At 66.9% G+C, this 12279-nt stretch carries 10 protein-coding genes and 1 tRNA gene; 1 reads left to right on the forward strand and 10 read right to left on the reverse strand.

Going from position 1 to position 12279, the window contains the following annotated elements:
- Nucleotides 1-199 precede the first annotated feature (199 nt).
- The 7 genes from JL101_RS03695 to JL101_RS03725 all read right to left on the reverse strand — a co-directional run bounded on the left by JL101_RS03695 (nt 200) and on the right by JL101_RS03725 (nt 7788).
- Nucleotides 200-275, reverse strand: a tRNA-Lys gene (locus JL101_RS03695).
- A 138-nt stretch (nt 276-413) separates the two neighbouring features.
- Complete coding sequence (rodA, locus tag JL101_RS03700; protein WP_203098459.1) at nt 414-1565, reverse strand: rod shape-determining protein RodA; 1152 nt, start codon at nt 1563-1565, stop codon at nt 414-416.
- The gene (gene mrdA / locus JL101_RS03705) at nt 1562-3478 is read right to left on the reverse strand and encodes a penicillin-binding protein 2 (protein ID WP_203098458.1); all 1917 of its coding nucleotides are present in this window, start codon (nt 3476-3478) and stop codon (nt 1562-1564) included. The genes rodA and mrdA overlap by 4 nt, the downstream gene beginning before the upstream one ends.
- A 17-nt stretch (nt 3479-3495) precedes the next feature.
- Nucleotides 3496-4008, reverse strand: coding sequence for a rod shape-determining protein MreD (gene mreD / locus JL101_RS03710; RefSeq protein WP_203098457.1), 513 nt, complete (start codon nt 4006-4008; stop codon nt 3496-3498).
- 19 nt (nt 4009-4027) lie between these two features.
- Nucleotides 4028-4912, reverse strand: a complete 885-nt coding sequence (mreC, locus tag JL101_RS03715) for a rod shape-determining protein MreC (RefSeq protein ID WP_203098456.1) — start codon at nt 4910-4912, stop codon at nt 4028-4030.
- A gap of 99 nt (nt 4913-5011) precedes the next feature.
- Nucleotides 5012-6055: a rod shape-determining protein gene (locus JL101_RS03720; protein ID WP_158043941.1), complete on the reverse strand. Its 1044-nt coding sequence runs from the start codon at nt 6053-6055 to the stop codon at nt 5012-5014.
- 143 nt (nt 6056-6198) lie between these two features.
- Nucleotides 6199-7788, reverse strand: coding sequence for a 2-isopropylmalate synthase (locus tag JL101_RS03725; RefSeq protein WP_203098455.1), 1590 nt, complete (start codon nt 7786-7788; stop codon nt 6199-6201).
- 1022 nt (nt 7789-8810) lie between these two features.
- Here JL101_RS03725 and JL101_RS03730 point away from each other — a divergent pair.
- Nucleotides 8811-9452, forward strand: coding sequence for a sigma-70 family RNA polymerase sigma factor (locus tag JL101_RS03730; protein WP_201077449.1), 642 nt, complete (start codon nt 8811-8813; stop codon nt 9450-9452).
- A gap of 612 nt (nt 9453-10064) precedes the next feature.
- On the opposite strand, the gene JL101_RS03735 is transcribed toward JL101_RS03730, so the two are convergent.
- The 3 genes from JL101_RS03735 to ilvN all read right to left on the reverse strand — a co-directional run bounded on the left by JL101_RS03735 (nt 10065) and on the right by ilvN (nt 12174).
- Nucleotides 10065-10391, reverse strand: coding sequence for a hypothetical protein (locus JL101_RS03735; protein WP_203098454.1), 327 nt, complete (start codon nt 10389-10391; stop codon nt 10065-10067).
- Between the two features lie 166 nt (nt 10392-10557).
- Nucleotides 10558-11577 carry a ketol-acid reductoisomerase gene (gene ilvC / locus JL101_RS03740; protein ID WP_203098453.1) on the reverse strand — a complete coding sequence of 340 codons (1020 nt, stop codon included), beginning with the start codon at nt 11575-11577 and terminating at the stop codon, nt 10558-10560.
- Nucleotides 11578-11667: 90 nt separating this feature from the next.
- Nucleotides 11668-12174 carry an acetolactate synthase small subunit gene (gene ilvN / locus JL101_RS03745; RefSeq protein ID WP_203098452.1) on the reverse strand — a complete coding sequence of 169 codons (507 nt, stop codon included), beginning with the start codon at nt 12172-12174 and terminating at the stop codon, nt 11668-11670.
- Between the last annotated feature and the right edge of the window lie 105 nt (nt 12175-12279).

Here is a 12279-nt window from a genome sequence, read left to right on the forward strand (position 1 = left end):
TGGAGAGGAGATGGATGATCGTATAGCAGCGCCGGCTAGGCGGGGTTAGGCTTATCTGATGTGTCCCTATCCTATAGTAGGATCGCTTCAGTGCCGCCAGATCAGAATTGTAAAATGCCTTCTGACCAGTCTGCAAAACGCCATTAAGCCGGAAAAGCAAAGGCCCTGGAAAGCGTCGCTCTCCAGGGCCTTCTGAATTTGGTGGGTGCACAAGGACTCGAACCTTGGGCCCGCTGATTAAGAGTCAGCTGCTCTACCAACTGAGCTATGCACCCGCAATGTCCGCCGCCGTGTTTCGTTCGTTCCCGACCGTTGCCCAGCGACGAGGGGTAGATAGCAAAGCGGACCCGCCTTGTCGATGCCAAAAAACCGCTTCCATGACAGTTTTTTACCAGTCCGCCACGGCTCTCCGGTCACAGTTCCCCGGCGACGGTGCGGCGGGTGATCCGGACGTCGCGGTGGATATAGACCGACATCACCAGCCCGAAGCCGAACAGCACCGTCAGCATCGCCGTGCCGCCGTAGGAGATCAGGGGCAGGGGGATGCCGACCACCGGGATCAGGCCCATCACCATGGCGATGTTGATGAACACGTAGAGGAACAGGTTGGTGGAGACGCCCAATCCCACCAGCCGGCCGAACTGGTTGCGGCAGCGGAGCGCGATGATGACGCCGTAGGCGATCAGCAGGCTGTAGAGCAGCAGCAGCCCGGTGCCGCCGATCATGCCCAGCTCCTCCGCCAGCATCGTGAAGATGAAGTCGGTCTGCTTCTCCGGCAGGAAGTTCAGATGGCTCTGGCTGCCCATCATGTAGCCCTTGCCGGCCACGCCGCCGGACCCCAGCGCGATCTTCGACTGGGTGATATGGTAGCCGGCGCCCAGCGGGTCGTTCTCCGGGTTCAGGAAGATCAGCACCCGGTTCTTCTGGTAGTCGTGCAGGAACTGCCACGCGACCGGGATCGAGGCGGCGCCGCCCGCGATGATCACGGCGAACTTCCACAGCCGCACGCCGACCAGGAAGAAGATCGCCCCGCCGACCATCATGACCATCAGCGCGGTGCCCAGGTCCGGCTGCTTCATCACCAGCCCGACCGGGGCCAGCACCATCAGCAGCGGCACGATCAGGAAGGTCGGCCGCCCGACCTCCTCCAGCGACGCGGCATGGAAGTAGCGGGCGAGCGCCAGCACGATCGCGATCTTCATGATCTCCGACGGCTGGATCTGGATGATGCCCAGGTCGATCCAGCGCTGCGCGCCCATGCCGATCTCGCCGACGATCTCGACCGCGATCAGCAGCACCAGGGCGACGGCGTAGATCGGATAGGACAGGCGGATCCAGAGCCGCAGGTCGATCAGGCCCACCACCACCATCACGCAGATGCCGGCGCCGAACCGGACGGCCTGGCGCGACGCCCAGGGGTCGACGTTGCCGTTGGCCGCCGAATAGAGCATCGCCCACCCGACCGAGGCGATGGCGGTCAGCAGCAGGATCAGCTTCCAATTGATCTGCCACAGCTTCTCGCCCAGCGAGAGCTCCGGCTGGTGGCCCAGGAAATCGCCGTTCATCCGCCGATCCTCCCCGGCTTGTCGCCCAATCCCGGGGGCGGCGCCGGCTGGGCCGGCTCCGCCGGGACCGCGCTGGAGACCTGGGGCACGCCCCGCGCGCTGTCGCGGCGCTGGACCTCCAGCAGGATGTCGCGGGCGATCGGCGCCGCCACGGCCGAACCGCCGCCGCCATGCTCGACGATGACGGCGCAGGCGTAGCGCGGCGCGTGCAGCGGCGCGAAGCCGACGAACAGCGCGTGGTCGCGCTGGCGCCACGGCAGCTGCTCGTTCTTCAGGACGCCGGTGCTGCGCTCCGCCATGGTGATCCGGCGGACCTGGCTGGTGCCCGTCTTGCCGCCCATCTCGAAGCCGGCCTCTGCTATGCGCATCTTGTAGGCGGTGCCGCCGGGCTGGTTCATCACGGCGTTCATGCCCTGGAGCACCAGGTCCAGGTGGCCCTTGTTGACCCCCAGCGACGGCCAGGCGGTCTGTTCCGCCGGCCCGCGCTCGATCTGCTTGGTCAGGTGCGGCTTGACCGCGAAGCCGCCGTTGACCAGCCGCGACAGCATCACCGCCAGCTGGAGCGGGGTCGCCAGCACGTATCCCTGGCCGATCGCGGCGATCAGCGATTCCCCCTGGGTCCACGACTTGCCGAGGTTGGCCTGCTTCCACTCGCGGCTGGGCATCAGCCCCGGCCGCTCGCTGGGCAGGTCGAGCTGGGTCCGCTGGCCCATGCCGAACTTCTTCGCCATGTCGTGGATGCGGTCGATGCCGATCCGGCGCGCCAGGTCGTAGAAGAAGGTGTCGCAGGAATGCTTGAGCGCGCCGACCAGGTCCAGCGTGCCGTGCCCGCCCTTCTTCCAGCAATGGAAGCGGTGGTCGCCCAGGTCCATGTGGCCGGGGCAGAACACGGTGTGGCGCGGGCCGACGATGCCGCTGTCCAGCGCCGCCAGCGCCACCAGCATCTTGAAGGTGGAGCCCGGCGCGTACTGCCCGGCGACCACCTTGTTGGTCAGCGGCGTCGTCGGGTCGGACAGCAGGTCCTCCCAGGTCTCCGCGTTGATGCCCGTCGTGAACAGGTTGGGATCATAGCTGGGATTCGACGCCATGGAATAGATGCCGCCGGTATGCACGTCCATCACGACGGCCGCGGCGCTCTTCTCCTCCTTCAGCCGGTCCTGGGCGTATTGCTGCAGGCCGATGTCGATGGTCAGCGTGATGTCTCGGCCGGGCTGGCCCTCCTGGCGGGACAGCTCGCGGATCACCCGGCCGACCGCGTTGACCTCCAGCTGGCTGGTGCCGGCGACGCCGCGCAGGCTGGCGTCGTGGAACTTCTCCATGCCGGACTTGCCGATGCGGAAGCCGGGCAGCGCCAGGACCGGGTCGCCGTTCAGCTCGGACTCCGACACGGCGCCGACATAGCCCAGGAAATGGGCGGTCGCCGCCTCGTACGGGTAGCTGCGCAGCTCGCCGACCTCGATCGAGACGCCGGGCAGGTCGGGGGCGTTCACTTCGATCATGGTGACCTGGTCCCAGGTCAGGTTCTCCTTCACCGTGACCGGCACGAAGGCGCGCTTGCGCTGGATCTCGCGGGTGATGCGGCGCCAGTCCGCCTCGGTCAGCGGCACGATCTCCGAGATCAGCGTCAGCATGCGGTCGATCTTGCGCGCCTGCTCCGACACCATGACCACGCGGAAATTCTGCTGGTTCACCGCCAGCGGCACGCCGAACCGGTCCAGCACCTGGCCGCGCGACGGGGCGAGCAGCCGCATGTTGATCCGGTTCTCGTCCGCCAGCACCGTGTAGCGGTCGGACTCCAGCACCTGCAGGTAATACATCCGGGCGACCAGCGTCGACAGCAGGCCGGCCTGCATGCCGCCCAGCATCAAGGCCCGCCGGGTCAGGCTGCGGTATCTATCGGTATCGCGCTCCATGGCGGGAAGGGACCTCGTCAGGCCTGGAGAAAGGCGCGGTGGATGCGGATGAACAGCCAGCCGAACAGCGGGAACACCGCCACCGTCATGGTCGACTGCATCAGGGCGGAGTTGGGCGACAGCAGCCGCAGGTTCAGGATCGACCAGGCGAGCCAGCCTACGAAGCCGGCGCCGAAGGCCACCAGCGCGAACCCGAACCACAGCATCGCGAAGGACGTCCCCAGGAAGAAACGCCGCTGGGTCAGCACCACCCAATAGACCAGCACATGGATCAGCGGCGTCATCCCGAGCGGGGCGCCGCTCAGCAGGTCCTGCAGCAGGCCCAGGCCGAACGCCATGCTGGGGCGCAGCAGGTCGGGGCGGTGGATCACCCAGTAATAGACCGCCATCAGCGGCAGCATGGGGGCCACCGGGGCATAGTTGGGCAGGTGCAGGGGCACCATGCCGACCAGCATCAGGGCCGCCGTGATCGCCAGGGGCGCCATGTTGCGCCCCGTCTGGTCGATCCTGCTCCAGAAGCCGCCGGTCATGGGCAGGGTCCCGCCGGCGTCAGTTCAAGCCGCCGGCGGCGTCCGCCGGGGCATTGGCGCCAAGGCCGCCGGGAAGCCCGAAATTGACCAGCTGGACATGCTCGACCCGTCCGGGATCGACGAAGGGCTGCACCCGGATCGCGCTCTCGCCCACCTCCGCGACCAGCCCGACCGGCAACCCCGGCGGGAACATGCCGCCATGGCCCGAGGTCACCACCCGGTCGCCGACCGCCGGCGCGGCGTCGCCCGGCAGGTAGAGCAGGCGCGGCTGTCCGGAATTGTCGCCGCCCATCACGGCGCGCTGGCGCGACGGCTCGATCACCACCGGGATGCGCGAGTTGAGGTCCGTGATCAGCAGGACGCGCGACGACCATTCCCCCGCCTGGACCACGCGGCCCATCAATCCCCGGCCGGACACGGCCGCCTGGCCGGGCCTGACGCCGTCGCGCTGGCCGGCGGTGACGACGACGGTCCGGACGAAGGCGCCGCCGGGATCGGCGACGACCCGGGCCGTGATATAGGAGGCGGCCAGTTCGGGCTTGTAGTTCAGCAGGCTGCGCAGGCTGCGGTTCTCGGCGTCGAGCCGCTGGGCCGCCTGCTGCCACTGCAGCAGGGCCGCGTTCTCCTGACGGAGCCGCTCGTTCTCACCCCGCAGGTTGACGATCTCGTGCAGGCTCTCGACGAAATGGGCCGCCGTCGCCGCGGGGCGGGAGATCGCGTCCAGGATCGGGGCGAAGGCATCGGTCACCCGGACGCGCAGCCCGTCCACCAGGACGGTGTCGACCTTGCCGACCATCATCAGGGCTATGGCGGCGAACACCAGGAGAAGGAACGAGAACCGCTGGGCCAGCGCACGCAGGGGTGCGGCGAGACGAACCACGGATCCGGTGGCACGTGTCTTCACGGGGCCTTTCCTGTGCTCTGCGGGGCTGAAAGCCGGATGTCAGGAGGTTGCACGGGCGGCAGCCCTCCTGGAGGGAGTTTGCCGCGCCAATTATGAATATCAGGAGTACATCTGGATGAGAACGTGCTTAAGCGTCTTCATCTCTTCGAGAGCCCGGCCCGTGCCCAGCGCCACGCAGGACAGCGGATCGTCGGCGATGGAGACCGGAAGGCCCGTCGCGTGGCGCAGCACATAGTCCAGGTTGCTGAGCAGGGCGCCGCCGCCGGTCAGGACGATGCCCTTGTCCACGATGTCGGCGGCCAGTTCCGGCGCCGTGTGCTCCAGGGCCACCTTCACCGCCTCGATGATGGCGCTGACCGGTTCGGACAGGGACTCCGCGATCTGGCGCTCGCTGATGATCAGTTCCTTGGGAACGCCGTTCATCAGGTCGCGGCCCTTGATCTCCATGATCCGGCCCTCGCCGTCCTCCGGCGGGCAGGCGGAGCCGATCTCCTTCTTGATCCGCTCGGCCGAGCTTTCGCCGACCAGCAGGTTGTGGTTGCGGCGGATATAGCCGATGATCGCCTCGTCCATCTTGTCGCCGCCGACGCGGACCGAGCGGGAATAGACGATGCCGCCCAGCGACAGCACGGCGACTTCGGTCGTGCCGCCGCCGATATCGACCACCATGCTTCCGGTCGGCTCGGTCACCGGCAGGCCCGCGCCGATCGCGGCGGCCATCGGCTCCTCGATCAGGAAGACCCGGCGGGCGCCGGCCGACTCGGCCGATTCCTGGATCGCTCGGCGCTCGACCGCGGTGGAGCCCGACGGCACGCAGATGATCACCTGCGGGCTCGCGAAGCTGCGCCGGTTGTGCACCTTGCGGATGAAGTGCTTGATCATCTCCTCGGCGACTTCGAAGTCGGCGATGACGCCGTCCCGAAGCGGCCGGATCGCCTGGATGTTGCCGGGCGTGCGCCCCAGCATCATCTTGGCCTCGTCGCCGACCGCGAGCACCTGCTTCTTGCCGCGGATGGTGGCGATGGCGACGACCGACGGCTCGTTCAGGACGATTCCCCGCCCCTTGACGTACACGAGGGTGTTGGCCGTACCCAGGTCGATCGCCATGTCGGCCGACAGGACGCCGAGCAATTTGGAAAACATGGAGTTGATTAACTCTTCATCCGGTTGACGCGGCCCATCCGAGACAACGGCGGCTCATTGGCGAGCCGCCGTCGGAGGTAATCTGGATGGAGGCTCGGGGTACGAACCACCATCCGTTTGAATAGAGCAACGCCGCAAACCACTCAAGCGGAGAGTGCTTCGGGCGCCGTTTTCTGACGCTTGGTCAGCAGCTTGTTCAAGGCGTGCACATAGGCGCGGCAGCTCGCCACCAGGGTGTCGGTGTCGGCGCCCTGGCCATTGACCGTCTTGCCGTTCTCCTCCAGCCGGACGGTCACTTCCGCCTGCGCGTCGGTGCCCTCGGTGACGGCGTGGACCTGGTACAGCTGCAGCTTGGCCTCGTGCGGGAACAGCGCCGAGATCGCGTTGAAGGTGGCGTCGACCGGGCCGGACCCGGTGGCGACCGTGCTCACCGTCTCGCCGTCGATCTCCAGCTCCAGCTCGGCCCGCTGCGGACCCTTGGAGCCGGCGACCACCGCCAGCGAGACGAAGCGGATGCGCTCGTTGGTGCTGCCGATGCTGTCGTCCACCAGTGCTACGATGTCCTCGTCGAAGACGTCCTTCTTCTTGTCTGCCAGGTCCTTGAAGCGGACGAAGGTCTCCTCGATCGCGTTGTCGCCCAGCGCGTAGCCCAGGTCCTTCAGCTTGGCGCGGAAGGCGGCGCGGCCGGAATGCTTGCCCATGACCAGGGTCGAGCGGTTCAGGCCCACCGACTCCGGGGTCATGATCTCGTAGGTCTGGGCGTTCTTCAGCATGCCGTCCTGGTGGATGCCGGACTCGTGGGCGAAGGCGTTCTTGCCGACGATCGCCTTGTTCGGCTGGACGACGAAGCCGGTCACCGCCGATACCAGGCGGGACGCCGTCATGATCTGCTCGGTCTGGATGCCGGTGGTGTAGGGCAGGGCGTCGGCGCGGGTGCGCAGCGCCATGACGATCTCCTCCAGCGCCGCGTTGCCGGCGCGCTCGCCCAGGCCGTTGATCGTGCATTCGATCTGCCGGGCGCCGGCGGTGACCCCGGCCAGCGAGTTGGCGACCGCCAGGCCCAGGTCGTTGTGGCAATGGACCGAGAAGATCGCCTTGTCGGCATTGGGCACCCGGTTGATCAGCATGGTGAACAGGGCGCCGTATTCCTCCGGCACGCCGTAGCCGACCGTGTCGGGGATGTTGATCGTGGTGGCGCCGGCCTTGATCGCGGTCTCGACGCAGCGGCACAGGAAGTCGTGCTCGGTGCGCGAACCGTCCTCGGCGCTCCATTCCACGTCCTCCACATGGTTGCGGGCGTGGGTGACGCTGTCCCAGACGGCCTGCAGCACCTTCTCCGGCTCCATCTGCAGCTTGTACTTCATGTGCAGCGGGCTGGTGGAGATGAAGGTGTGGATGCGCTTGCGCTCGGCGAACTGCAGGGCCTCGGCGGCGCGGTCGATATCGCGGCGGTTGGCGCGCGACAGTCCGGCGATGACCGAGTTGCGGACGACCTTGCCGATCTCGCGCACGGCCTCGAAGTCGCCGTTGGAGGCGATCGGGAAGCCGGCCTCGATCACGTCCACGCCCATCTCCTCCAGGACGCGGGCGATGCGCAGCTTCTCCTCCAGGTTCATGGAGGCGCCGGGCGACTGCTCGCCGTCGCGCAACGTGGTGTCGAAGATGATGACGCGGCCGGCGTCGGAAGAGGAGGGGACGGCGTTGACTGGGGTCTGGTCGGTGGCGGCGGTCATGGAACTTGATCCTTCTGTGCTTACCGGTGCCCGCGGCCCCCTTGACGGGACCGGATTGCGGGCAGGACCGATATCAATGATGCGACGGCGATGGATGGCGCGAGCGCCATGATCCCCCTGAACACCTGTCAATGACGACGGCGGCGCTCAGGGGCGCATAAGTCGCAGAAGGAGAGCCCCATGCAGCCCACGGGCAGACAGCAGCACTTCCGGCAGGGGCAGGGAGCCGCCCGTGCTGGCGATGGCCGGGGCGCGCGCACCGATCCGGTCCCCGCGGGGGGCCTTCATGATGTCGGACGTGCGAGCCTGCGTAATCACCAGTTTCTACCTTCGGTCAATCGGTCAGCACCGCCGGGGTGCCGGGACCGGCTGCTGGTGCCAAGGTGGCGCCGGTATGGTTAAATTTGCGTTAAGGCGTCTGGCCGGCTATCGTGCCCGACCAAGGCCCCAGGCCCGGTATGTCTAAAGCAAGGGGCGGGTGTCCCGCAACCGTTTTCCGCCTGATGTCCCGGATGCCTCGGGACGTTCCGGACTGGGATCCGGGTCTCGAAGGCAGGCCAAGGACAGGATTGTGACATGTAAATGATTACAAAACGTCAGAATATGACGTTGGAGGTAGCGTTCTGTTTCTTAAAGATAGGTCGTGTTGCGGGGCAGGGGGCTTATATCCTAGACGTAACGGCGACGCCCCGGTGATCCGGTTCCGGGAAGTCCTGCAGGATGTAAACCGATGATGACGAAGGAAATCACGCGGTCTAAGCCGCAATCTTTCGAAGCCGGAATTTTTTGCGGGTCGCGGGAACAAAGCGGCGTCCAAAGGTTTTACTGCCCAGGAGTTCGTGTGTTTGGCGCGCCGCTGGCGTCCAGCCGCGGGACCGGGCGGTGGTTCACCCAAACAGGCCGGCGCTGCCGTCTCGGGACGGCGGCCGGCTGGTCAGGAAGTGGAATAATGGTGTTGCGCTCAACCATCCCATCCTTGCTCAACAGCGCGAAGTCGGAAATGTCCGGGGAGGCTGTCACCCATGTCTGAAAACACGCTTGACCGGTTGGAACAGGAAATTCCCGCTCTGCGCCGTTTCGCGCGGGCTCTGGTCGGTCACCCCGAGCGGGCCGACGACCTCGTCCAGGACACCCTCGAGCGGGCGCTGACCCGGTTGGACAGCTACACCCCGGGCACCAACATGCGCGCCTGGCTGTTCACCATCCTGCGCAACGCCCACATCAACGAGCTGCGCCGCGCCCGCACCACCGCGACGCCGGACGAGACGCTGGAGGCCCTGAGCCCGCCGGCGCCGGCCGCCCAGGAGCACGGCCTCGCCGTCCGCGACCTGGAGCGGGCCCTGGCCCGGCTGACCCCGGAAATGCGCGAGGTGCTCCTCCTCATCGGCCTTGAAGGCATGAGCTACGAGGAAGCGGCCGACGTGCTGGGCGCCAAGGTCGGCACCGTCAAGTCGCGCCTCTGCCGCGGCCGCGAGGCGCTCCGCCGCCTGATGGACGGCGAAGTGGGCGAGGACGGCGTGACCCGGTTGCCCGGCCGCCCGCTGACCCCCGCCACGAGCCGCGAGATGGCCGCCGTCGTCCTCGCCTTCCAGCGCTCCGCCGCCGCCGCCGCGCGGACCGTGCATTCGGGCATGGAGTTCGAGGAACGCCGCACCGGGACCTGATCCCGCATCGGACCGAGACCGGAAAGGCCGCCGCCCCGGAAGGGGCGGCGGCCTTTTCTTATGGCTCTGCCACAGGCAAGACTGCAGGTTCAGGACGACGCCGGGACGGTTCGGCGACTTGACGCCCCGCCGGACCGCAGACCGCGTAAGCGGGGCGGCAAGGTGCTGCCTGTCGGCGGCGCTGATGGCAGCAAGAGCAGCGTGCCGTTCCACTCGCCGCGATGCGTTGTTCCACGGCCCCACCTACGGTTTGGTGCAGGGCGGAGGTGACGCGGGCCGTCGATCGTAGGTTGGGCCGTGGCCCAACGCATCGGTCCGGCTGCCCCGGCCGGATCAGGCACAGCCCTAACAACTACGACGAAATCCACGTGCGCCGCCTTTCGCACTCCTGTTCGCCAATCTCGGTGTTCTCGATGACGAAGTGCGGCTACTTGCTGTCGATGAACGCTTTCGCGGCCCGGTCCTTGGGATAGTGCAGGTCGCTGTTCAACCCGTCACCGACTGCATCGACACGACCAATCGCATGTCAAAGGGCCGGCAGCAGATCCAGCAAGTCGGCCATCCGGAGGCCGTTGAACGACCCCGCAGCGGGAATGATGACGGTGCACCTTTTCACGACTGCTGCCAGAGTTTGGCGAAAGTCACGGCTTGGTTCTCGACGTCATAGGGTGGCGGCAGCGGCAGGTCGGCATCCCCAAGCGCGACGAGCAACTCGGCGTAGTCGCGCAGCCCGAGAAGTCGAATGGCCTCGTTCCTGGCCAAGCGTCCCTGCGAATACGCCAGCAACGGATCGTCCGCGACGGGGTCGGTGCCATTCGAAGTCACCGCCTCCAAGTTCTCTCGGACAATCGCCGTCATCGTCGTCCCATGCGCGGCGGCATACGGCTCGGCCCGAGCCATAAGATCGTCTGACAGGTTGAGCGTCGTGTTCCTGAGCATATGGCACCCGCACGCATCACAGATAGATGTGAGAACCGCTTCCGGGATCGATGCCACGCCGACGCAAGGTGCGAACAGAGCCCTTTATTCGACGATCGCCGGCCGGAGCCTGGGAACCGGGGCTGACCCCGGTTCCCTTCGCCTGCACCGGCGCAGGACGCCCCGATCAGTTCTTGGTCTTGTCCACCAGCTTGTTGGCGGAGATCCAGGGCATCATGGCGCGCAGCTTCTCGCCGACTTCCTCGATCTGGTGCTCGGCGTTGCGGCGGCGCATGGCCTTGAAGCTGGGCTGGCCGACCTTGCACTCCTGGATCCAGTCGCGGGTGAAGCGGCCGGACTGGATGTCGTCCAGGATGCGCTTCATCTCGGCCTTGGTCTCCGGCGTCACGACGCGCGGGCCGCGGGTGTAGTCGCCGTACTCGGCCGTGTTGCTGATCGAGTAGCGCATGTTGGCCATGCCGCCCTCGTAGATCAAGTCGACGATCAGCTTGACCTCGTGCAGGCACTCGAAATAAGCCATCTCGGGCGCGTAGCCGGCTTCCACCAGCGTCTCGAAGCCGGCCTGGATCAGGGCGGTCAGGCCGCCGCACAGCACGGCCTGCTCGCCGAACAGGTCGGTCTCGCACTCTTCCTTGAAGGTCGTTTCGATCACGCCGGCGCGGCCGCCGCCGTTGGCAGAGGCGTAGGACAGCGCCAGCTCCAGCGCGTTGCCCGAGGCGTTCTGGTGGACCGCCACCAGCGAGGGCACGCCGCCGCCGCGCACATACTCGCTGCGGACGGTGTGGCCGGGACCCTTCGGCGCGATCATGAACACGTCGATGTCGGCGCGCGGCTCGATCAGGTTGAAGTGGACGTTCAGGCCGTGGGCGAAGGCCAGGGCGGCGCCTTCCTTCATGTTCGGAGCGAGATGGTCGCGGTACAGGTCGGCCTGGAGCTCGTCGGGGGTCAGCACCATGATCACGTCGGCGACCTTGGCGGCCTCGGCCGGGGTCATGACGGTGAAGCCGGCGGCCTCGGCCTTGGCGCCGCTCGGGCTGCCCGGACGGGCGCCGACGATCACGTCCTTTACGCCGCTGTCGCGCAGATTGTTGGCATGGGCGTGGCCCTGGCTGCCGTAGCCGACGATGCAGACCTTCTTGCCCTTGATCAGGTTGACGTCGGCATCACGATCGTAATAGACGCGCATGGTGGATGTTCCTCGGTTTTCGCTACAGTCGGTTAATTCCGGGCACAATAGGCCGGGTTTGGGGCTGGGGGAAGTTCCGCGCTTTCGTTTCTACAGGCTGGCGGCGCCTTTGGAGATGGCGGCGGCGCCGGTCCGGCTGACATCGACCAGCCCGAGCTGACGCATCAGCCCGATGAAGTCGTCCAGCTGGGCCGCCGTGCCGGTCATTTCGAACACGAAGGAGTTGAGCGTCGCGTCGACCACGCGGGCCTTGAAGATGTCGGCGATCCGCAGGCTCTCGATGCGCCGGTCGCCGGTGCCGGCCACCTTGATCAGCGCCAGCTCGCGCTCGATGAAGGGACCCTCGTCGGTCAGGTCGCGCACCCGGTGGACCGGAACCAGCCGGTCGAGCTGGTTCTTGATCTGCTCGATGATCATGCGGGTGCCGCTGGTCACGATGGTGATGCGCGAGACCTGCTGCTCGGCATCCACCTCGGCGACGGTCAGGCTCTCGATGTTGTAGCCCCGGCCGGAGAACAGGCCGATGACGCGGGCGAGCACGCCCGGCTCGTTGTCGACCAGGACGGAGATGGTGTGCTTTTCGATGTTGATTTCCACGGAACGGGCTCCAGCAGGGATGGCATTGGGTTGGTTGGTATGGGCGCATGACGACCGGCCCCGCGCCGTCGCGGGACCGGCCTTTCGACCGCGGAAAGCGGCGCC

It is taken from the genome of Skermanella rosea, assembly GCF_016806835.2.
GTDB lineage: Bacteria > Pseudomonadota > Alphaproteobacteria > Azospirillales > Azospirillaceae > Skermanella > Skermanella rosea.